Source organism: Enterobacter cloacae complex sp. SHL009 (genome assembly GCF_049237205.1).
GTDB lineage: Bacteria > Pseudomonadota > Gammaproteobacteria > Enterobacterales > Enterobacteriaceae > Enterobacter > Enterobacter cloacae_M.
Genome location: NZ_JBMKIW010000007.1, coordinates 23,242 through 45,036, shown reverse-complemented (window position 1 = coordinate 45,036; position 21,795 = coordinate 23,242). Strand labels below are relative to the sequence as shown.

Genomic DNA, 21,795 nt, shown 5'->3' with positions numbered 1-21,795 from the left:
CTCTCACCCGGGCTCCCGGGTGAGAAATATTCTCATCTTACCTATTACAGCAATGGGTTTCGTTTAAACGCATTTCCGCTACAATTGACAACCTATCAAATGGTTAAGAGGCGTGAATGAGTCAGGCGAAAACCGGCATCCTGCTTGCCAATCTGGGCACTCCAGAAGCACCTACATCAGACGCGGTAAAACGCTACCTGCGACAATTTTTAAGCGACACGCGCGTCGTGGATTTCCCGCGACTGCTTTGGTGGCCGCTGCTGCGTGGCGTCATTCTGCCGATTCGTTCCCCGCGCGTCGCCAAACTCTATCAGTCCGTCTGGATGGAAGAGGGCTCGCCGCTAATGGTTTACAGCCGTCGTCAGGAAAAAGCGCTGGCCGCCCGCCTGCCGGATATGCCCGTCGCGCTTGGCATGAGCTACGGAAAACCGTCCCTCGAAAGCGCGGTGGAATCCCTGCTGGCGCAGGGCGTGGACCATATCGTCGTGCTGGCGCTCTACCCGCAGTACTCCTGCTCGACGGTGGCCGCCGTCTGGGACGAGCTGGCCCGCATTCTGGCGACCCGCCGCCGCATTCCGGGCGTGACCTTTATTCGCGACTACGCGGATAACGATCTCTACATCAAGGCGCTTGCCAACAGCGCGCGCGCGTCGTTTGAAAAGCACGGCGAGCCGGATCTGCTGCTCCTTTCCTATCACGGGATCCCGCAGCGTTTCGCCAATGAAGGGGATGATTATCCGCAGCGCTGCCGCGATACCACGCGCGAGCTGGTCTCCGCCCTTGGCCTGCCGCCGGAGAAGGTGATGATGACCTTCCAGTCGCGCTTCGGCCGCGAGCCGTGGCTGACGCCTTATACCGATGAAACCCTCAAAATGCTGGGTGAGAAGGGCGTGAAGCACATTCAGGTGATGTCGCCGGGCTTCTCGGCCGACTGTCTGGAAACGCTGGAGGAGATCGCGGTGCAAAACCGGGAATTTTTCCTTGAGGCTGGCGGCGAAAAGTACGAGTACATTCCGGCGCTTAACGACTCGCCTGAGCATATCGACATGATGGTCTCGCTGGTAACGAACAGCCGCTGATCGCACTCCGGGCCGGGTTTGTGCTACCATTCCCGGCCCATATTCTTCGTACAGTTCAGACCATGAAATTTCCCGGTAAACGCAAATCCAAACACTACTTCCCCGTCGATGCCCGCGATCCGCTCCTGCAGCAAATCCAGCCTGAAAACGAAACCAGCGCGGCATGGGTCGTCGGTATCGATCAGACGCTGGTGGACATTGAAGCGAAAGTGGATGATGCGTTTGTCGCCCGTTACGGTCTGAGCGCCGGTCACTCGCTGGTGATTGAGGACGACGTTGCCGAAGCGCTGTACCAGGAGCTGGTGCGCGAAAACCTGATTACCCATCAGTTCGCCGGTGGCACCATCGGCAATACCATGCATAACTACTCCGTGCTGGCCGACGACCGCTCGGTGCTGCTCGGCGTGATGTGCAGCAATATTGAAATCGGTGGCTATGCCTACCGCTATCTCTGCAACACCTCCAGCCGTACCGATCTGAACTACCTTCAGGGCGTCGACGGGCCTATTGGCCGCTGCTTTACGCTGATTAGCGATTCCGGCGAGCGTACTTTTGCCATCAGCCCGGGTCATATGAATAAGCTGCGCGCCGAGAGTATTCCGGAAGAGGTGATTGCGGGCGCCTCGGCGCTGGTGCTGACCTCCTACCTGGTGCGCTGTAAGCCGGGCGAGCCGATGCCGGAAGCGACCATGAAAGCGATTGAGTACGCGAAGAAATACAACGTGCCTGTCGTTCTGACGCTGGGCACGAAATTTGTTATCGCCGATAACCCGGAGTGGTGGCAGGCGTTCCTGAAAGAGCACGTCTCGATTCTGGCGATGAACGAAGAAGAGGCCGAAGCGCTGACCGGCGAAAGCGATCCGCTGCTGGCGTCTGACAAAGCGCTGGACTGGGTGGATCTGGTGCTCTGCACCGCCGGCCCGGTTGGGCTGTACATGGCGGGCTTCACGGAAGAAGAGAGCAAGCGCAAAACCCAGCACCCGCTGCTGCCCGGTGCGATTGCCGAGTTCAACCAGTACGAGTTCAGCCGCGGCATGCGCTACAAAGATTGCCTGAATCCGCTGCGTATCTACTCTCATATCGCGCCATACATGGGCGGACCGGAGAAGATCATGAACACCAACGGTGCGGGCGACGGCGCGCTGGCCGCACTGCTGCACGACATCACCGCTAACGCCTACCATAAAACCAACGTGCCGAACTCCAGCAAGCACAAGTTCAGCTGGCTGACCTATTCCTCGCTGGCGCAGGTGTGTAAATATGCCAACCGCGTGAGCTATCAGGTGCTGAACCAGCACTCCCCACGCTTAACACGTGGCCTGCCGGAACGGGAAGACAGCCTCGAAGAGGCCTACTGGGACAGATAAAAGCAAAACGGTAACCCTGGTTGCCGTTTTTAGTGTTTGTTCCCTCTCCCCGAGGGAGAGTGCCTGGGTGAGGGCATCAGGCCGCACAAGGTAAAAGCAAAACGGCAACCTGTGGTTGCCGTTTTTAGTGTTTGTTCCCTCTCCCCGAGGGAGAGTGCCAGGGTGAGGGCATCAGGCCGCACAAGATAAAAGCAAAACGGCAACCTGTGGTTGCCGTTTTTAGTGTTTGTTCCCTCTCCCCGTGGGAGAGGGTCAGGGTGAGGGCATCAGGCCGCACCAACTTACCCCGTCACAGCCTCTTCAACCGGCGGTTTCTCCAGCAGCGTCAGCATGGTGTTGGCAATCTCGCGCTCGCCCATCACCACCTTATCTGCCCCGCGCTCGGTAATGTACTCCACCTCGTCGTCATAGTGCGCCCGGGCGATAATCTCAATCGTTGGGCACTTCTCGCGCGCGGAAGCCACAATCTCGCCCGCTTCATAGCCGTTCGGGATGGTCAGCAGCAGCCAGCGCGCGCAGTCAAGATGCGCCAGATTCATGATCTCTTCGTTTGCCGCATTGCCCAGCACCGCACGAATACCGCGCTCGCGCAGCTCGTCGACGCGGGTGCGTGAGGTCTCAATCACCACCAGCGGGATCCCTTGCGCCATCAGCTTCTCACCGAGCAGGCTGCCCACGCGGCCAAAGCCGACCAGCAGGGCGTGATTGCAAATATCCACTGGGATCTGCTTCTCTTCTTCGATGGCCTCTTCGAGCGTCTGTTCTTCCAGCGTTTCGGTTTTATCGAGGTATTTTTCCAGCAGGGCAAACAGCACCGGGTTCAGCATAATTGACAGGATCGCCCCCGCCAGCACCAGGTTTTGTCCCGCCTGCGGCAGCAGGTTCAGGGCCATGCCCAGACCGGCCAGAATAAAGGCGAACTCACCGATCTGCGCCAGGCTGGCGGCGATGGTCAACGCCGTACGAGGGGAGTGGCCGAACATTCTCACCAGGAAGAAGGCGGCGAGCGACTTACCAAAGATGATGATCGCCAGCGTGCCCAGCACGGCCAGCGGCTGCTGGATCAGCACCAGCGGATCGAACAGCATCCCGACGGAGACGAAGAACAGCACGGCAAACGCATCGCGCAGCGGCAGCGTGTCGTGCGCCGCACGGTGGCTCAGCTCGGATTCGTTCAGCACCATCCCGGCGAAGAACGCGCCCAGGGCAAAGGAGACATCAAACAGCTCTACGGCACCAAAAGCGATACCCAGCGCCAGCGCCAGCACGGAGAGGGTAAACAGCTCGCGCGAGCCGGTTGCCGCGCTGCGGGACATGATCCACGGCACCAGACGGCGTCCCACCAGCATCATGATGGCGATAAACGCCACCACCTTACCGATGGTGATACTCATATCCAGCGCCAGCGAGGCCAGGCCGACGTTGTCTTTTTCCATCATCCCGGCAACGGCTGGCAGCAGCACGAGCGTCAGGACCATGACAAGGTCTTCCACAATCAGCCAGCCTATCGCGATTTGCCCGCGCTGGCTGTCTATCAGCTGCCTCTCCTCAAGCGCGCGCAGCAGCACCACGGTACTGGCGGTTGAGAGACACAGCCCAAATACGATACCGGTCATTAACGACCAGCCCAGCACCGCCGAAAGCGCCATCCCCAGCAGCGTCGCCACCCCTATCTGGGCGATCGCTCCCGGTATGGCGATCGACTTTACCGCCATCAGATCCTTCAGGGAGAAGTGCAGGCCGACGCCAAACATCAGCAGAATCACGCCCAATTCCGCCAGCTCAGGGGCCAGCTTGGTATCCGCCACGAAGCCTGGCGTAAACGGTCCCGCCAGTACACCCGCTAACAGATAGCCGACAAGAGGAGAAATACGCAGCTTATTGGCAATCATGCCGAGGATAAAAGCGAGCACAAGTCCACCAACAATGGTGGTGATAAGCGGTGTGGCGTGGTGCATTCCGTCTCCTTTCGTTGTGGGTGTTCCTTTTTGGCGAAAACCAAAAAACCGAGTAATAGTTTATGACAATTTTTACCCTTATGTTTATGAATTATTGTTGAAGTTTGAATAAAACAGCAATATGTACGTAAAAAAGCGCGTTTTGATAAATTCAGCGAGGGGATGAAGAAGAAACCCTTATGGCATCAGGGTATCAGGTAGCCAAAGTTAAACTTTGGCTACCCGTAATTTACGCTTTGTGACGGTTATCAGGCAGGAATATGGTCAACATCCCAAGAAGCGGCAGGAAAGCGCAGATTTTATAAACCAGGAAGATGCTGGTGTGATCCGCCACCATCCCCAACACCGCCGCGCCCAGCCCGCCCATGCCGAAGGCGAAACCGAAAAAGAGCCCGGAAACCATACCGATACGGCCAGGCAGCAGCTCCTGGGCATAGACCAGAATGGCGGAAAAGGCGGATGCGAGGATAAAACCAATGATCACGGTTAAAATCCCCGTCCATTCAAGGCTGGCGTACGGCAAAATAAGGGTAAACGGCGCCACGCCGAGGATAGAGCCCCAAATGACATATTTACGCCCAATCTTATCACCCACAGGCCCGCCAATAACCGTACCGGCCGCGACGGCGAACAGGAAGGCAAACAGGTGGATCTGCGCATTCTGTACCGATAATCCGAATTTTTGCATCAGATAAAAGGTGTAATAGCTGCTGATGCTCGCCATATAGAAGTATTTCGAGAAAATCAGTACCAGCAGCACGGAAACCGCCAGGATAACCTTGTTGCGCGGCAGGGGATTGATAACCTTCGCTTTAGGTTTACCTTTATTCACGCGATGCTGAGCGGCATACCAGCGGCTGATCTGCGCCAGCACGATGATCGCCAGCAGCGCGGCCAGTACAAACCAGGCCACGTTGCCTTTACCATAAGGGGCAATAATCACCGCGGCCAGCAGCGGGCCGAGAGAGCTACCAAAGTTGCCGCCTACCTGGAAGAGAGACTGCGCCAGCCCGTGACGTCCCCCGGAGGCCATGCGCGCCACGCGGGAAGACTCCGGATGGAAAACGGACGAGCCGGTACCCACCAGCGCGGCGGCAATCAGCACGGCTTCAAAGCTCCCCGCCATGGCCAGCAGCACCAGCCCGCTTAGGGTGAAGCACATGCCTATCGGCAGCGACCACGGCATCGGATATTTATCCGTCCAGTAGCCCACCACCGGCTGCAGCAGTGAGGAAGCCAGCTGAAAGGTCAGGGTGATCATCCCGATCTGCACGAAGGTGAGTGAGAACTCGGACTGCAGCAGCGGATAAATGGCCAGAATCAACGACTGGATCATGTCGTTGAGCAGGTGCGAGAGACTGATTGCGCCTAAGACTTTAAAGGAGGTGCGCGACGCCGGCGCGCCCGAAATGGGCTGGGTTGATTCACTGATTGCCATAGAGAGAAGTACCACGTTTTTCGTTATTAGAGATGCAGGGTGTAATTATTATCCGACTAACATACCCGCCCGGGACATTTGAAGAAAGTCGCAATTCTGAAAACTTATTTGTCTATTCTTGTTAGTCACTGTAATTTTTGCCTTTGTCTATTGGTCAGGGAGAGAGAAGATGAAGTTAATGAAGCGGGGCGTCGCGCTGGCGCTCATCGCCGCATGGGGCCTGGTAAGCCTGCCCGCGCAGGCGTATGAAAAAGACAAAACCTATAAAATCACCATTCTGCATACCAACGATCACCACGGTCATTTCTGGCGCAGCGAATACGGCGAATATGGCCTGTCGGCACAAAAAACGCTGGTGGACGGCATTCGTAAAGAGGTGGCGGCCCAGGGCGGCAGCGTGCTGCTGCTGTCGGGGGGGGATATCAATACCGGCGTGCCGGAATCCGATTTACAGGACGCGGAACCTGATTTTCGCGGCATGAACCTGATTGGCTACGACGCGATGGCCGTGGGTAACCACGAGTTCGATAATCCGCTGACCGTGCTGCGTCAGCAGGAAAAATGGGCCAAATTTCCCTTCCTCTCCGCCAATATTTACCAGAAAAGCACCGGCGAACGTCTGTTTAAGCCGTGGGCGCTGTTTAAGCGCCAGGATCTGAAAATTGCGGTCATCGGCTTAACCACTGACGATACGGCGAAAATTGGCAACCCCGAGTTCTTTACCGATATCGAATTCCGCAAACCGGCAGACGAAGCGAAGCTGGTAATTCAGGAGCTGCAGCAAAACGAGAAGCCGGACGTGATTATCGCCACCACGCACATGGGGCACTACGACAACGGCGAGCACGGCTCTAACGCGCCCGGCGACGTGGAGATGGCGCGCAGCCTGCCCGCGGGCTCGCTGGCAATGATTGTGGGCGGTCACTCACAGGATCCGGTGTGCATGGCCTCGGAGAACAAAAAGCAGGTGGACTACGTGCCGGGCACGCCGTGCGCGCCGGACCGTCAGAACGGTATCTGGATTGTTCAGGCGCACGAGTGGGGCAAATACGTCGGCCGGGCGGATTTCGAGTTCCGTAACGGCGAAATGAAGCTGGTTCATTATCAGCTCATCCCGGTCAACCTGAAGAAGAAAGTCACCTACCCGGACGGGAAAAGTGAGCGCGTACTCTACACGCCAGAGATCGCTGAAAACCAGCAGATGCTCTCCCTGCTGACGCCGTTCCAGAACAAAGGCAAGGCGCAGCTGGACGTGAAAATCGGCACGCTGAACGGTCGTCTGGAGGGGGACCGCAGTAAAGTTCGCTTCGTGCAGACCAACATGGGCCACCTGGTGCTGGCGGCGCAAATGGCGCGTACCGGCGCTGACTTCGGCGTGATGAGCGGCGGCGGTATTCGTGATTCCATCGAGGGCGGAAACATTACCTATAAAGATGTCCTGAAGGTGCAGCCGTTCGGCAACGTGGTGGTCTATGCGGACATGAGCGGGAAAGAGGTGATTGACTACCTGACCGCCGTGGCGCAGATGAAGCCGGATTCCGGGGCCTATCCGCAATTTGCTAACGTCAGCTTCGTCGCGAAAGACGGCAAGCTTAATGACCTGAAGATCAAAGGCGAACCGGTTGACCCGGCCAAGACTTACCGTCTGGCGACGTTAAGCTTTAACGCCACCGGCGGCGACGGCTATCCGCACATTAATAACAAACCGGGCTACGTAAATACCGGCTTTATTGATGCGGAAGTGCTGAAGCAGTTCATCGAGCAGAATTCGCCGATTGACGTGAATGCCTACGAGCCGAAAGGTGAGGTGAGCTGGCAGTAGTGGTGTGCGGCCTGATGCCCTCACCCCAACCCTCTCCCACCGGGAGAGGGTGCGAACACAAAAAACGGTAACGCCTGTTACCGTTTTGCTTTTACCTCGCAGCCGCTACCGGGCAATTTTCTCAATCCCGCCGCGCAATATCCGCAAACTTCGCGTCCAGCATTTTCGCCAGGTCGCCCGCCGCCAGCTCGATATCCAGCCCGCGTTTGCCGCCGGATATAAAGATGGTGTCAAACTCCTGTGAAGGGGCATCGATCAGCGTCGGCAGGCGTTTTTTCTGCCCGAGCGGACTGATCCCGCCCACCAGATAGCCCGTGGTGCGCTGCGCCACCATCGGATCCGCCATATCCACCTTCTTCGCCCCAAGGGCTTTGGCGACTTTCTTCAGATCCAGCTGTCCCGCCACCGGAGTAACCGCGACGGCGAGGTGTTTCATATCGCCATTCACCGCCACCAGCAGCGTTTTATAAACCTGGTCCGCGTTCAGCCCCAGCTTGCGCACCACTTCATCACCAAAGTTAGTCTCATTCGGATCGTGATCGTAAGTGTGGATCCGGAAAGAAATGTTGTTTTTTTCGAGTAATTTAACGGCGGGAGTCATAGCTATCCTTCTTACGACAGACAAATCATGCCCACAGCATACGCCTGACGTTTATCTAAAAAATAGCACCATCTTGCGCAATAGTATTGGCAGTGATGGTTACTTTGAGCGACAATCGGCTCAACCGAAGGTCTCCTTCGGCATAATAAAAACGATGAAATTCCTCTTTGACGGGCCAATAGAAATATTGGCCATTTTTTTATTTCAGCAACGACGGCAAATTCCCTTCCCCGTACAAATGTAACGCCCCAACCGCCACCACGTAATGCCCCGCGGGCAAAGCGTGCAGCGTCTGCCGCCAGGCTTTGTTGCGCGCGTTCATCAGCACATCATACAGCGATTCGCTGAACGTCGACGGTAACGCCAGCTTGCCGTCCGCAGGCGGCGCGTCCAGCCACCAGCCAATCATGGTCTGCAGCAGGCGCGCGTTGGTGTGCCAGTGGGTCAACGTATCATCCAGCAGCATCAGGCCGTCGTCGGGAAGCTGTCGCAGAAGCGCAATCTGGCTGTCCGTCCCTTCCAGCTCGATGACGGGCAGGCTGCGCGCCCTTGCCGCGTTCAGCAGCTGATAATCAATGCCGTAGTCACCGCGCAGTCCCAGACGCTGCGCCTGCGTGGCCTGCAGCACCATCGCAATTTGCCAGAGCGGCAGGGTGTCAATCATGGAGAGCGACACGCCCGTCTCATCGGCGACGCGCGTAAGTTCCGCAAGCTGGGTTTCATTCAGGCGTTCCGCCAGGCTGAGATCGCTTTCCAGCCCGGCAAACGGCGACTCCTGACCCGAAATGTCCGCCTCAACGACCAGCGCGTCGGCGCGTTTCAGCAGTTTAATCAGGCCGGGTGGCAGGGGAGACATATCCTGCGTACCCATATGAATACTGCCGACCAGATGCAGGTGCTGCCCGCCGGGGAGAGAGATATCCAGACCGGGCCAGGCGTAACGGCGAGGAAAGAGGGCGCGAAACGATGCTTTTATACGATTAAACAGACCCATACGCGCTCCATGAATGGAAAGGTTCATGCTAGCGCGTACGGGTACAAGGTTCAATCCTTCGGTTTAAAGCGCAGCAGGCGGTTGGCGTTGCTCACCACGGTAATGGAGGAGAGCGCCATCGCCGCGCCCGCGACCACCGGGTTAAGCAGCGTGCCGGTCAGCGGCCACAAAATACCGGCCGCGATTGGGATACCGAGCGAGTTATAGATAAATGCCCCCAGCAGGTTCTGCTTCATGTTGCGCAGCGTGGCTTTTGAAATGTCCAGCGCGTCGGCAACCCCCATCAGGCTATGGCGCATCAGCGTAATGGCCGCTGTTTCAATGGCCACATCGCTGCCGCCGCCCATAGCAATCCCCACGTCCGCCTGGGCCAGCGCCGGGGCATCGTTGATGCCGTCGCCGACCATCGCCACCTGACGACCCTGACTTTGCAGCTTCTTGATGGCGTCCGCTTTACCGTCCGGCAGTACGCCTGCAATAACCTCATCAATTCCGGCTTCTTTCGCGATGGCGTTGGCCGTTGTCGGATTGTCCCCGGTCAGCATCACCAGACGGTAGCCCGCACGGTGCAGGCGCTGCAGGGCGTCCACGCTGTCCTGGCGAAGCGGATCGCGCACGGCCAGCAGCGCGGCGGCTTTGCCATCCACCGCCAGCAGAACCGGGGTGGCGCCCTGAGACGCCTGCGCCTTCAGCTCGCTTTCCAGGGCGGCGGTATCAATACCGTTTTCATTAAGCAATGCCTGGTTGCCCAGCAGCAGCGTATGGCCTTCTGCTTCACCGCTCACGCCGAGCCCGCGCAGGGTGCGGAAATTGCTGACCTGCGCCACGGCAGAAGCATTCGCTTTATCGAGAATGGCGCGCGCCAGCGGATGGCTGGAGCCTTCCTCCAGCGCGGCGGCGAGACGCAATGCCTCTTCTTGCGCAATGCCTGCGGTAGTGACGGCCACCACCTGCGGTTTGCCTTCGGTCAGCGTGCCGGTTTTATCAAACACCAGCGTGTCGAGGGTGCTGGCCCGCTGCAGCGCGTCCGCATCTCGCACCAGTACGCCAAATTCGGCCGCGCGGCCTACGCCGGAGATAATCGACATCGGGGTCGCCAGGCCAAGGGCGCAAGGACAGGCGATGATCAGCACCGTGGTGGCGATCACCAGGGTGTAAACAATCTGCGGTGCGGGGCCGAAGAAATACCAGATCGCCGCGCTCAGCAGGGCAATGCCGACCACCACCGGCACAAAAATGGCCGAGATCCTGTCAGCAAGCTGGCCAATTTCCGGCTTGCTGCTCTGGGCCTGGCGCACCATGCGGATAATACGCGACAGCGTCGTGTGGCTGCCGACGGCGCTGGCGGTAAACAGCACGCTGCCGTCCTGCACCACCGTACCCGCATGAACGGCGTCGCCGTCTGATTTCTGCTGGGGGATGGGCTCGCCGGTCAGCATCGCTTCATCCAGCCAGGCTTCGCCCTGGGTTATCTTGCCGTCAACGGGAACGCGATCGCCCGTCGTCAGGCGCAGCGTCATGCCGGGCTGAACTTCCGCCAGCGGGACGCTTTTCTCCCCCTCGTCCGTGACCACGCGAGCCGTCGGCGGGGTTAAATCAAGCAATCTTTCCAGCGCTTTCGAGGAGCGCTGACGGGCGCGGGCTTCCAGCATATGGCCCAGGTTAATCAGGCCGATAATCATCGCGCTCGCTTCATAGTAGAGATGGCGCGCCTCCATTGGGAACCACTGGGGCCAGACGTTCACGCTCATCGAATAGAGCCACGCCGCGCCGGTACCGAGCGCCACCAGCGTATCCATCGTCGCGGTGCGGTTTTTCAGGCTCTTCCAGGCGCTAGTGTAAAAATGCCCGCCTGCAAACACCATCACCGCAAGGGTAATCAGGCCAATCACCAGCCACAGCGTGCGGTTGTCGTCGGTGACCATCATGTTGTCACCCATCATGCCCCACACCATCACCGGAATACCCACCAGCAGGGCGACAATCGCCTGCCAGCGGAAGCGCTTCATGGTGGCGATAGCCGTTTCCTGCTGGCGCTCGCGGCGTTCGGCATCATCTTCGATGGCCTCTGCGCCATAGCCCGCTTTCTCAACGGCCTGCACTAAATCTGCGGCGGAGGCGCTGCCCATCACCAGCGCAGTGCGCTCCGCGAGGTTTACCCGTGCCTGCGCGACGCCCGGTACGGCCTGCAAGGCGTTTTGTACCCGGGAGACGCAGCTGGCGCAGCTCATGCCGTTGATCAGCAGCTGTTGGCTGTCGTCAATATCATCAGCAGCCGGAAGCTCAGGAGTGGCCGCTGTCAGCGCTTCCGACGGGGATGATGACTCTGCCAGCGGTTTAGCCTTTGGGTGGCTTAACTCCGCCCCGTAACCGGCCTGCTTGATGGTATCGATCAGCGCATCCGCGCTGGCGCTGCCTGTTACGGCGGCATGATCGATAGTCACGTCAGCGCTTTCAACGTCAGGGCGCTGTTCCAGGCTTTCTTTAACGCGTTTGACGCAGTGGCCGCATGAGAGGCCGTCCAGCGTCAGGTCGATAGTGTGAGACATAACAAAACTCCCGTATAATGAACTGGTCAGTAGTTGACCGGAGTAACGCTTTTCGCTAACTGTTATGAAGGTTAAACCTTCCATCAAGGGGAAGGTCAAGGGGGAAATGTGAATATCAGTGACGTGGCAAAAAAAACCGGCTTAACCAGCAAGGCAATCCGCTTTTATGAAGAGAAGGGGCTGGTGACGCCGCCGCTGCGCAGCGAAAACGGCTACCGCAGCTACACGCAGCTGCATCTGGATGAACTGACGCTGCTGCGCCAGGCAAGACAGGTCGGTTTTAATCTGGAAGAGTGCGGCGAGCTGGTAAACCTGTTCAACGATCCGAAGCGTCACAGCGCCGACGTGAAAAAACGCACGCTGGAAAAAGTGGCCGAGATTGAACGCCACATCATTGAGCTGCAGGCGATGCGCGAACAGCTGCTGCAGCTCGCGGAATCCTGTCCGGGGGATGACAGCGCCGACTGCCCGATTATCGACAATCTTGCCGGCTGCTGTCATCGTAAGGCTTCTGCTTAGCAGGCTTTCACCCGCAGGGTAATGCCTTCCACAGCAATGACCTCAACCCGCGTGCCGGCGCTGAGGTCGTCGTCGGCGACCACCGGCCACGAGCTGTCGCCCACGCGCATATGCCCGCGCCCGTTTACCAGCGCGGTGTCGAGCGTAAAACGCTTGCCGACAATCTGCTGTCCGCGCTGGTTGAGGTGCGCGTCCAGCGGTTTTTGCTCGTTAACCCGCCGGTTTAGCCAGCGCCACCACAGCCACGCGGCCACCAGCGTGAGCACGGCAAACAGTGCGCCCTGCCACGCCCAGTCCAGGGGAAGGATCCAGACCAGAAGGCCCGTAATGACGGCGGCAACACCGCTCCAGAGCAGGTAGCCGTTGCCGCCCAGCATCTCCGCCGCCAGCAATAAGCCACCGAGGCTTAGCCAGAAGGCGTGAGGATGTGCAACAATCAGCTCAATCATTTTTTACGCTCGTTTCCGCTGTCTTTAATCAGCTCGGCAATACCGGCGATAGAGCCCATCAGGCTGCTGGCTTCCAGCGGCATCATCACCACTTTGCTGTTGTTCGCGGAGCCTATCTCTTTCAGCGCATCGGTATATTTTTGCGCGACAAAGTAGTTCACGGCCTGGATGTCACCTGCGGCAATCGCCTCAGACACCATCTGAGTGGCGCGGGCTTCCGCTTCGGCTGAACGTTCACGCGCTTCTGCCTGTAAGAACGCGGACTGACGATCGCCTTCCGCTTTCAGGATCTGCGACTGCTTTTCCCCTTCCGCTTTGAGGATCTCCGCCTGACGCACCCCTTCGGCTTCCAGAATATAGGCGCGCTTGGTTCGCTCGGCCTTCATCTGGGCGTTCATGGAGGCGATCAGCTCAGCCGGCGGACGCACGTCGCGGATCTCGATACGGGTGACTTTGATCCCCCACGGGTTGGTTGCCTCATCGACAATGTGCAGCAGGCGGGTATTGATGCTGTCGCGCTGGGAAAGCATCTCGTCCAGCTCCATCGAGCCGAGCACGGTACGGATGTTGGTCATCGTCAGGTTGACGATCGCCAGCTCAAGGTTGCTGACCTCATAGGCCGCTTTCGGCGCATCAATCACCTGAATAAAGCAGACGGCGTCGATGGTGACGTTGGCGTTATCCTTGGAGATGATCTCCTGAGACGGAATGTCCAGTACCTGTTCCATCATGTTGATCTTGCGACCAATCCGGTCCATGAACGGAACAATCAGGCTTAAGCCCGGCTGGAGGGTATTGGTGTAGCGACCGAAACGCTCGACGGTCCACTGATAACCCTGAGGGACAATTTTGACGCCTGCGCCCACGATAACCAGCGCAACGAAAATAAGGACAGGAACAACGATAAGCATAAAAACCTCCTGTTTTGCATGCTGTGACGAGTGAAAGTGTGTGTTTATTGCTCGTAAGTATAGGTAAAGTCAGAGATGAATCCATCACCCGCTTCGGCAATGGCTTTCGATAATCCCTGGTAGTACTTCTCCAGCCCCAGCGCTTCGATACGCTGGATCTGTTCGCGGATAGGGGCGCAGAACAGAACGGCATTCCCCGCTTCTACGCGTTTGTTATTCGGTGGAAGATCGCCCGCGATGGCCTTGAACCACGTCCTGATACCCTGCTTTAAATTATGCGGCGCTTTAGTCAGGTTATCCATGCCCGTCAGGACCTGCAGAGTAGGAAACTCATCGGCCAGCACGGCGGTTTTCATGCGCGCAAAGAACTGGCTGAACAATTCAAACGATCCCAGATCGGTCACGCGCGGTTTGGTCGTTTTGCCGTTTTTATTGCCGATTTTCCCTGCGGCTGACGCTGCGGCCGGAACCGCATTCACCTTTTCCAGCTCCAGTCCGAATAACAAATTACAGTGCGCGCGGCGCTCTTTCAGCGGGTAGGACATCAGCACGTCAATGAATTGGGTGGCCTTTACATCCGCAAGATCGTGGTTGATAAGCCACTGGGTACGAGAAAATTCAGCCGGAGAGACGAACCAGTCGGGTACTTCATTGAAACGTTTTGATTTTCCCTTGCCGTCAAATTCCAGGAAGTGTGTCCCGTTGCCGAAGGCGAAATAGCAATTTTTGAAACTGCCAATCGTGGTGTTCACGATGAGCGCCTTCTTAACAAAATCCACCACCTCTGCACCAATGACAAAACGCGTGAGTTCCGAAGATTTGATGACTTCCATTAATGTTTCGACATCAGGAACACCAGGCTTCAGGGAAGGAAACTCATAAAAGATATGTGCCATGCTGCTTACTTCCTGTAGTGATGGTGGAGACAAATGACAAACAAAAAGTTTAACACTTGCTTTAGCGTGAGGCTATTCGCTCTGTGCGCACGAAAGGATTATGCTACAGGCGGTTATTACACGAAGCGGTTAACGGAAGCGTAATGAACGATAAAAAAGAACTATTACATCTCAGGGATATTGGATTTCGTGCCGGAGAAAACATTATTCTTCAGCACGTCGGGTTTAGCCTGTCGCCGGGCGAGTTTAAATTAATCACGGGCCCTTCAGGCTGCGGTAAAAGCACGCTGCTGAAAATTGTGGCCTCACTCCTCAGCCCGACGGAGGGCACCCTTCTGTTTGAAGGACAGGATATCGCAACACTGTCCCCGGAAAACTATCGCCAGCAGGTCTCCTACTGCGTGCAAACCCCCGCGCTTTTTGGCGATACGGTTTATGACAACCTGATTTTCCCGTGGCAAATCCGCAATAAAACGCCGGAGCCGGAAAAGTTTATCAGCGATCTTGCCCGCTTTGGTCTGGCGCAGGAGACGTTAACCAAATCCATCTCTGCGCTGTCGGGCGGAGAAAAGCAGCGCGTCTCGCTGATCCGCAACCTGCAGTTTTTACCGAAGGTGCTTTTGCTGGACGAAATTACCAGCGCGCTCGATGACGTCAACAAGCGCAACGTTAACGAGATTATTCATCGCTACGCCCGGGAGCAGAATATTGCCGTGCTGTGGGTGACGCACGACGCTAATGAAATAACCCATGCGGATGACGTGATTACGCTTCAGCCGCACGGCGGGAAAATGCAGGAGGCTAACCGTGGGTGAGCATAACATTACCAATGAATCACTGGCGTTTTCGATGGTGCTGGTGCTGATTGCGATTGTGGTCAGCTACCGGGAAAAGCTGGGGCTGGAAAAAGATATTGTGTGGAGTATCTGCCGCGCGGTGGTTCAGCTCATCATCGTCGGCTATGTGCTGAAGTATATTTTCAACGTCAACCACGCTGTGCTGACGCTGCTGATGGTGCTCTTTATCTGTTTCAACGCGGCGTGGAATGCGAAAAAACGCAGTAAATATATAGATAAGGCGTTTATCTCTTCGTTTATCGCTATTACCACCGGGACGGCGCTCACGCTGGCGGTGCTGGTGCTCTCCGGCTCGATTGCCTTTACGCCGATGCAGGTTATCCCTATCTCAGGGATGATCGCGGGGAACGCCATGGTGGCCGTTGGGCTGTGTTATAACAATCTCGGCCAGCGCTTCAGCAGTGAACAGCAGCAGCTTCAGGAGAAGTTAAGCCTGGGAGCGACGCCTAAAGTGGCCTCGGCGCGGCTGATTCGTGAGAGCATTCGCTCATCGCTGATCCCAACGGTCGATTCAGCCAAAACGGTGGGGTTGGTGAGCCTGCCGGGCATGATGTCGGGGCTGATTTTTGCCGGTATCGATCCGGTAAAAGCGATTAAGTATCAGATCATGGTGACGTTTATGCTGCTTTCCACGGCAAGCCTGTCAACCATCATTGCCTGCTACCTGACCTATCGGAAGTTCTACAACGCGCGTCACCAGCTGGTGGTGACGCAATTAAAGAAAACGGGTTAAGCCTGTTTTGTAGGCCCGGTAAGCGTTAGCGCCACCGGGCATTTTTTTGTTAGTACAGCAGCGCGTACAGCTGACGACGATACTTCGACGCCAGCGCGTCTCCGGTGCCCAGCGCGGCCAGAATTTCCTGGAACATCTTACGCGCCTGACCGTCTGCGGCTGCCAGGTCTTTTTGCAGGTGGCTGAACAGCAGCTCCAGCGCCTCTTCGTTACGCCCGACCTGGTGCAGCTGCAGCGCCAGCTGGCTTGCCAGCGCAGCGTCGGCCGGGTTGTCGGCAACCTGCTGCTGCAGCTGCTGAATTTCCGGGGTGTCCGCGGCCTGTTTCAGCAGCTCAATCTGCGCGACCAGACCCTGATAGCGGGTGTCCTGATCCTGGAGCGGAACCGTCTTGAGAACGGCTTCCGCGTCTTCTGAACGGTGCAGGGCGATCTGCGTTTCCGCAAGCAGCAGGCCGATCTGGCTATTCTGATTCGACAGCTGCCACGCCTCTTTGAGCAGCGGCAGCGCCTCGTCGTATTTACCTTCCTGCATCAGCGCCATGCCTTCCTGCGCTTTCAGCTCTTCTTCGCGCGGCAGCACTTTATCCAGCAGGGCGCGAATCGCCTCTTCCGGCTGCGGCCCCTGGAAGCCATCAACGGGCTGACCGTTCTGGAACAGATAAACGGTAGGAATGGCGCGCAGACCAAACTGAGACGCCACCATCGGCTCGGCGTCACAGTCCAGCTTGGCGAGAATGAACTGACCGTTGTACTGGGCAGCAAGGCTTTCCAGCACCGGCGTCAGCTGCAGGCAGTGTTGGCTGCGTTCAGACCAGAAGTAGAACAGGACCGGTTTGGTCATCGACTGTTCAAGGGTCTGTTGCAGGTTAGCTTCTGTAATATTGACGATATTCTGTACGGACATGCGGCTTTCTCTTTTGTCGGTTTGTTCTTTACATGGGGATGAGCGTCGTCGCTTCAACTCAACCGTGCAAAATTTTGTCCATCATCCGGCCCGGCAGCAGGCGCTTTAACCAGCCTACGGCGTGGGTGACCAGCGTTACCGGATAGCGCATTTTGGGATGTTCGCTCTCAAAAGCATGGCGCACTTTGGCCACCACCGCCTCTGGCCCGAGGGTAAAACGTGCGGCGATGCCGGGGTTTTCGACCGGCTTATCTGCCTGCGTCTGGTTCACGTTTTCGGTAAAGCGGGTGCGGATCGGGCCGGGCTCAATCAGGCTGACCTTGATGCCGCTGTGGCGCAGCTCCATGCGCAGGGCGTCGGACCAGGCCTCCAGCGCAAATTTGCTGGCGGCGTAGGCGCCGCGGCCGGGGGTGGAAATCAGCCCCATCACTGACGATGTCATCACGATGCGCCCTTCACCGTGCGGCAGCATCGCGGGGAGCAGACGCATGGTGAGCTGATGCACGCCGAAGAAGTTGGTCGAAAACTGTTTCTCCAGCGTATCGCGGGAGAGCGTATCCAGCGGACCATACACGCCGTAGCCGGCATTGTTAAAGAGCCCGTACAGACGATTGTCGGTCAGCGCGATCACTTCATCGGCGGCGCGTTCAACGCTCTCCGGCGAGTCCATATCCAGCAGCACGCCGGTAAAGCCCAGCCCGTTCATGCGTTCGACATCGTCGGGTTTGCGACAGGCCGCCAGGACCCGAAACCCCTGGCGCTTCAGTTCGAGCGCGCTTTCCAGGCCGATTCCACTGGAACATCCTGTAATTAAGACCGATTTTTGCATAACTTTACCTGTCAGGATCTCCGCTTAATCAGGAGTCATGTTTAACTAAAGGAGCCAGCCGCGTTGCCATCCAGTCGGCAATAAACGGCTGAGCATCGCGATTGGGGTGGATCCCGTCGTCTTGCATCCACTGGGGTTTGAGATACACCTCTTCCATGAAAAATGGCAGCAGCGGAATATCAAACTCTTTGGCAAGCTTAGGGTAGATCGCGCTAAAGGCTTCATTATACCGACGACCGTAGTTGGCCGGCAGGCGAATTTGCATCAGCAGCGGCTGGGCGTTTGCCGCCTTAATGTCCTGTAAAATGGTGCGCAGCGTTTGCTCGGTTTGCTGAGGCTGAAAACCGCGCAATCCATCGTTACCGCCAAGCTCCACCAGCACCCAGCGAGGCTGATGCTGTTTGAGCAGCGCAGGCAGGCGCGACAGGCCCTGCTGCGAGGTATCGCCGCTGATGCTGGCGTTGATTACCGACGTCTTGCTCTGCCATTTGTCGTTGAGCAGCGCGGGCCAGGCCGCGCTGGCCGCCATGCGATAGCCTGCGCTCAGGCTGTCGCCGAGAACCAGTAACGTGTCCGCAGCCGCCGCGCGGAAGGTCATCAGAATCAAAAACAGGAAGGGCAAATGCCAGCGGAAAACAGTGTTGAAGTTCATCATCTTAAGAAGTCCGTCGGTCAGGGGGAACACGAGCTTTCCATCCTTACTGGAGTTGAACTCGTTGTCAAACGCGCTGAAACCATCGCGCTGATTGGCGAATCCGGCTCCGGTAAGTCCACGCTGCTGGCGATTTTGGCCGGTCTGGACGACGGCAGCAGCGGCGAGGTCCATCTTGTCGGGCAACCGCTGCATCAGCTTGATGAAGAGGCGCGGGCCGCGCTGCGCGCGCGTCACGTTGGTTTTGTCTTCCAGTCCTTCATGCTGATCCCGACCCTGAACGCGCTGGAAAACGTCGAACTCCCGGCGCTGCTTCGCGGTGAAAACAGCCGTGAAAGCCGGGCGCACGCGAAGGCGCTGCTGGAGCAGCTCGGTCTGGGCAAGCGTCTCGACCATCTTCCCGCACAGCTTTCCGGCGGCGAGCAGCAGCGCGTGGCGCTGGCGCGGGCGTTTAACGGTCGTCCCGAAGTCCTGTTTGCCGATGAGCCCACCGGTAACCTTGACCGTAAAACCGGAGACCGGATTGCCGACCTGCTGTTTTCGCTCAACCGCGAGCACGGCACCACGCTGATCCTCGTGACCCACGATCCTCAGCTCGCCGCCCGCTGCGATCGCCGCCTGCGGCTGGTGAACGGTATTCTTCAGGAGGAGGCATGATTACCCGCTGGTTCTGGCGCGAGTGGCGTTCCCCCTCGCTGCTGATTGTCTGGCTGGCGCTAAGCCTGGCGGTGGCCTGCGTGCTGGCGCTCGGCAGCGTCAGCGACCGCATGGAAAAAGGGCTCAGCCAGCAGAGCCGGGAGTTTATGGCGGGGGACCGGGCGCTGCAAAGCTCCCGCCCGGTGCCGTCGGGCTGGATTGCAGAGGCGCGTAAAGAAGGGCTGAAGGTGGGGGAGCAGATAAGCTTCCAGACCATGACCTTTGCGGGCGACACGCCGCAGCTCGCCAGCGTTAAAGCCGTCGATGATATCTACCCGATGTACGGCGAACTGCAGACCAGCCCGCCCGGGCTGAAGCCCAAGCCCGGCACGGTGCTGCTGGCATCACGTCTGATGGCGCTTCTGAACCTGAAACCCGGCGACAGTATCGACGTCGGTGACGCCACGCTGAAAATCGCCGGGGAAGTGGTGCAGGAGCCTGACTCCGGCTTTAACCCCTTCCAGCTTGCGCCGCGCCTGCTGATGAACACCGCGGATGTTGCGGCAACCCATGCTGTTCAGCCGGGCAGCCGCGTCACCTGGCGCTATAAGTTTGGCGGCACGCCTGCCCAGCTTGACGCGTACGAAAAATGGCTTCTGCCGCAGCTCAAACCAGAGCACCGCTGGTACGGGCTGGAGCAGGACGAAGGGGCGCTCGGTAAATCTCTTGAGCGTTCTCAGCAGTTCCTGCTGCTTTCGGCACTGTTGACCCTGCTGCTGGCGGTGGCGGCGGTTGCCGTGGCGATGGGGCATTACTGCCGCAGCCGTTACGACCTGGTGGCGATCCTCAAAACCCTGGGGGCGGGCAGGGCGCAGCTGCGCAAGCTGATTGTCGGCCAGTGGCTGATGCTGCTGATTCTGTCCGCGCTGACCGGCGGAATAATGGGGCTGCTGTTTGAAAAACTGCTGATGGTGATGCTGAAGCCGGTGCTCCCGGCCGCCTTGCCGCCGGCCAGCCTCTGGCCGTGGCTGTGGGCAATGGGTGCAATGACGGTGATTTCTCTGCTGGTGGGGCTACGCCCCTACCGCCTGCTGCTCGCGACGCAGCCGCTACGCGTGCTTCGCAACGATGTTGTGGCGAACGTCTGGCCGCTGAAGTTCTACCTTCCGGTAATTATTGCCGTGGCGGTGGGGCTGCTGGCGTGGCTGATGGGGGGCAGCACGCTGCTGTGGGCGGTACTGGCCGGGGCGGTTGTGCTGGCGCTGCTGTGCGGCGTGCTGGGCTGGATACTGCTCAACGTCCTGAAGCGGCTCACGGTGAAATCCCTGCCCGTGCGCCTGGCGGTCAACCGCCTGCTGCATCAGCCGTGGTCAACGCTCAGCCAGCTGTCGGCGTTTTCGCTGTCGTTTATGCTGCTGGCGCTGCTGTTAGTGCTGCGCGGCGATCTGCTGGATCGCTGGCAGCAGCAGCTTCCCCCGGAAAGCCCGAACTATTTCCTGATCAACATTGGCCCTGAGCAGGTCACGCCGCTGAAGGGCTTCCTGTCGGAGCATCACATTATCCCTGAGTCGTTCTATCCCATCGTGCGCGCGCGTCTGACGCAGATCAACGGTCAGCCAACGGAGGGGAATAAGGACGAGTCGCTGAACCGCGAGCTGAACCTGACCTGGCAGGAGAAACGCCCTGACCATAACCCGATAACCGCCGGCACCTGGCCGCCGAAAGCGGGAGAAGTCTCGATGGAAGAGGGGCTGGCGACGCGGCTGAACGTGAAGCTCGGGGACAGCGTCACCTTTACCGGCGATACCCAGGATTTTACCGCGAAAGTCACCAGCCTGCGTAAAGTGGACTGGGAAAGCCTGCGGCCAAACTTCTTCTTTATCTTCCCGCCGGGCGCGCTGGACGGGCAGCCGCAGAGCTGGCTGACCAGCTTCCGCTGGGAAAACGGCAACGGCATGCTGACCCAGCTCAACCGGGAGTTTCCAACGGTCAGCCTGCTGGATATCGGGGCGATCCTGAAGCAGGTAGGGCAGGTGCTGGAGCAGGTGAGCCGCGCGCTGGAGGTCATGGTGGTGCTGGTGACGATCTGCGGCGTGCTGTTGCTGCTGGCTCAGGTACAGGTGGGCATGCGCCAGCGCCATCAGGAGCTGGTTGCCTACCGCACGCTAGGGGCCGGTAAGCGGCTGCTGCGAATGACGCTCTGGAGCGAGTTTGCGCTGCTGGGGCTGGTGGCGGGTCTGGTAGCGGCCATTGGCGCGGAAACGGCGCTGGCGGTGCTGCAGACAAAGGTCTTCGACTTCCCGTGGGAGCCTGACTGGCGTCTCTGGTTGACCCTGCCTCTGTGCGGCGCTGCGCTGCTTTCCCTCTGCGGCGGCTGGCTCGGCACGCGGCTGCTAAAGGGCAAAGCCCTGTTCCGTCAGTTTGCGAGTTGATTTAGAACTGTGATAGTTGCGCACCGGGTTTTAATGCCGGTGCGCAATGTTTAAATAGCACAAAGTGATAATACCCACTCATTTAGTAGCACAAAACATTAAAAACCCGACCCCACAGTCCGATTATTTCCAGTTAATATTCACCCGCTAAATATTTAGCAGCGTGTCT

Annotated in this window: 19 protein-coding genes; 8 read left to right on the top strand and 11 right to left on the bottom strand. The window is 58.1% G+C overall.

The genetic code is table 11. The annotated features are described in order from the left end of the window. Window positions 1–116: 116 nt before the first annotated feature. Together hemH and ACOTZC_RS16230 are read left to right on the top strand one after the other, a co-directional pair. Window positions 117–1,079, top strand: coding sequence for a ferrochelatase (hemH, locus tag ACOTZC_RS16235; protein WP_014882814.1), 963 nt, complete (start codon window positions 117–119; stop codon window positions 1,077–1,079). A gap of 62 nt (window positions 1,080–1,141) precedes the next feature. Beyond that, on the top strand, window positions 1,142–2,446 hold the full coding sequence (locus ACOTZC_RS16230; RefSeq protein WP_023310611.1) for an inosine/guanosine kinase: 1,305 nt from the start codon (window positions 1,142–1,144) through the stop codon (window positions 2,444–2,446). 281 nt (window positions 2,447–2,727) lie between these two features. On the opposite strand, the gene ybaL is transcribed toward ACOTZC_RS16230, so the two are convergent. Further along, window positions 2,728–4,404, bottom strand: coding sequence for a YbaL family putative K(+) efflux transporter (ybaL, locus tag ACOTZC_RS16225; RefSeq protein WP_163353523.1), 1,677 nt, complete (start codon window positions 4,402–4,404; stop codon window positions 2,728–2,730). Between the two features lie 229 nt (window positions 4,405–4,633). Then, window positions 4,634–5,842, bottom strand: coding sequence for an MFS transporter (locus ACOTZC_RS16220; RefSeq protein ID WP_045400741.1), 1,209 nt, complete (start codon window positions 5,840–5,842; stop codon window positions 4,634–4,636). Window positions 5,843–6,011: 169 nt separating this feature from the next. On the opposite strand from ACOTZC_RS16220, the gene ushA reads away from it, so the two are divergent. Then, window positions 6,012–7,664, top strand: coding sequence for a bifunctional UDP-sugar hydrolase/5'-nucleotidase UshA (gene ushA, locus ACOTZC_RS16215; protein ID WP_421635880.1), 1,653 nt, complete (start codon window positions 6,012–6,014; stop codon window positions 7,662–7,664). Window positions 7,665–7,785: 121 nt separating this feature from the next. Here the strand turns inward: ushA and ybaK are convergent, their stop codons facing one another. The 3 genes from ybaK to copA all read right to left on the bottom strand — a co-directional run bounded on the left by ybaK (window position 7,786) and on the right by copA (window position 11,808). Further along, window positions 7,786–8,265, bottom strand: a complete 480-nt coding sequence (gene ybaK, locus ACOTZC_RS16210) for a Cys-tRNA(Pro)/Cys-tRNA(Cys) deacylase YbaK (protein ID WP_023343509.1) — start codon at window positions 8,263–8,265, stop codon at window positions 7,786–7,788. Window positions 8,266–8,464: 199 nt separating this feature from the next. Further along, window positions 8,465–9,259, bottom strand: coding sequence for a TraB/GumN family protein (locus tag ACOTZC_RS16205; protein ID WP_126302945.1), 795 nt, complete (start codon window positions 9,257–9,259; stop codon window positions 8,465–8,467). A gap of 50 nt (window positions 9,260–9,309) precedes the next feature. Beyond that, window positions 9,310–11,808: a copper-exporting P-type ATPase CopA gene (copA, locus tag ACOTZC_RS16200; protein WP_421635879.1), complete on the bottom strand. Its 2,499-nt coding sequence runs from the start codon at window positions 11,806–11,808 to the stop codon at window positions 9,310–9,312. A 108-nt stretch (window positions 11,809–11,916) separates the two neighbouring features. On the opposite strand from copA, the gene cueR reads away from it, so the two are divergent. Then, on the top strand, window positions 11,917–12,327 hold the full coding sequence (cueR, locus tag ACOTZC_RS16195) for a Cu(I)-responsive transcriptional regulator (protein ID WP_023310618.1): 411 nt from the start codon (window positions 11,917–11,919) through the stop codon (window positions 12,325–12,327). Here cueR and ACOTZC_RS16190 read toward each other — a convergent pair. From ACOTZC_RS16190 to ACOTZC_RS16180, 3 genes are read right to left on the bottom strand one after another with little or no spacing between them, the layout of a single operon-like run. Beyond that, on the bottom strand, window positions 12,324–12,776 hold the full coding sequence (locus ACOTZC_RS16190) for an NfeD family protein (RefSeq protein ID WP_032661457.1): 453 nt from the start codon (window positions 12,774–12,776) through the stop codon (window positions 12,324–12,326). The genes cueR and ACOTZC_RS16190 overlap by 4 nt on opposite strands. Then, window positions 12,773–13,687, bottom strand: coding sequence for an SPFH domain-containing protein (locus tag ACOTZC_RS16185; RefSeq protein ID WP_032661456.1), 915 nt, complete (start codon window positions 13,685–13,687; stop codon window positions 12,773–12,775). The genes ACOTZC_RS16190 and ACOTZC_RS16185 overlap by 4 nt, the downstream gene beginning before the upstream one ends. A 44-nt stretch (window positions 13,688–13,731) precedes the next feature. Further along, complete coding sequence (locus ACOTZC_RS16180; protein ID WP_023310621.1) at window positions 13,732–14,583, bottom strand: hypothetical protein; 852 nt, start codon at window positions 14,581–14,583, stop codon at window positions 13,732–13,734. A gap of 143 nt (window positions 14,584–14,726) precedes the next feature. Here ACOTZC_RS16180 and fetA point away from each other — a divergent pair, with 143 nt between their 5' ends. Next, on the top strand, window positions 14,727–15,398 hold the full coding sequence (gene fetA / locus ACOTZC_RS16175; RefSeq protein ID WP_045400753.1) for an iron efflux ABC transporter ATP-binding subunit FetA: 672 nt from the start codon (window positions 14,727–14,729) through the stop codon (window positions 15,396–15,398). After that, a complete protein-coding gene (fetB, locus tag ACOTZC_RS16170) occupies window positions 15,391–16,173 on the top strand; it encodes an iron efflux ABC transporter permease subunit FetB (protein ID WP_023310623.1) in 783 nt (260 codons plus the stop codon). The genes fetA and fetB overlap by 8 nt, the downstream gene beginning before the upstream one ends. 49 nt (window positions 16,174–16,222) lie before the next feature. Here the strand turns inward: fetB and ACOTZC_RS16165 are convergent, their stop codons facing one another. Genes ACOTZC_RS16165 through tesA form a run of 3 tightly spaced genes read right to left on the bottom strand, consistent with a single transcriptional unit; the run spans window position 16,223 to window position 18,558 of the window. Then, window positions 16,223–17,077 (bottom strand): co-chaperone YbbN, encoded by an 855-nt coding sequence (locus tag ACOTZC_RS16165; protein ID WP_023310624.1) that lies wholly within the window; start codon window positions 17,075–17,077, stop codon window positions 16,223–16,225. Between the two features lie 58 nt (window positions 17,078–17,135). After that, window positions 17,136–17,906 carry an SDR family oxidoreductase gene (locus ACOTZC_RS16160; protein ID WP_047173830.1) on the bottom strand — a complete coding sequence of 257 codons (771 nt, stop codon included), beginning with the start codon at window positions 17,904–17,906 and terminating at the stop codon, window positions 17,136–17,138. Window positions 17,907–17,934: 28 nt separating this feature from the next. Next, on the bottom strand, window positions 17,935–18,558 hold the full coding sequence (gene tesA / locus ACOTZC_RS16155; RefSeq protein ID WP_032661743.1) for a multifunctional acyl-CoA thioesterase I/protease I/lysophospholipase L1: 624 nt from the start codon (window positions 18,556–18,558) through the stop codon (window positions 17,935–17,937). Here tesA and ybbA point away from each other — a divergent pair. Both ybbA and ybbP read left to right on the top strand, forming a co-directional pair. Next, window positions 18,529–19,215 carry a putative ABC transporter ATP-binding protein YbbA gene (ybbA, locus tag ACOTZC_RS16150; protein WP_023617272.1) on the top strand — a complete coding sequence of 229 codons (687 nt, stop codon included), beginning with the start codon at window positions 18,529–18,531 and terminating at the stop codon, window positions 19,213–19,215. The two genes, tesA and ybbA, sit on opposite strands and share 30 nt — an antisense overlap. Beyond that, window positions 19,212–21,626 carry a putative ABC transporter permease subunit YbbP gene (ybbP, locus tag ACOTZC_RS16145; RefSeq protein ID WP_421635878.1) on the top strand — a complete coding sequence of 805 codons (2,415 nt, stop codon included), beginning with the start codon at window positions 19,212–19,214 and terminating at the stop codon, window positions 21,624–21,626. Before ybbA ends, ybbP begins: the two co-directional genes overlap by 4 nt. Window positions 21,627–21,795 lie beyond the last annotated feature (169 nt).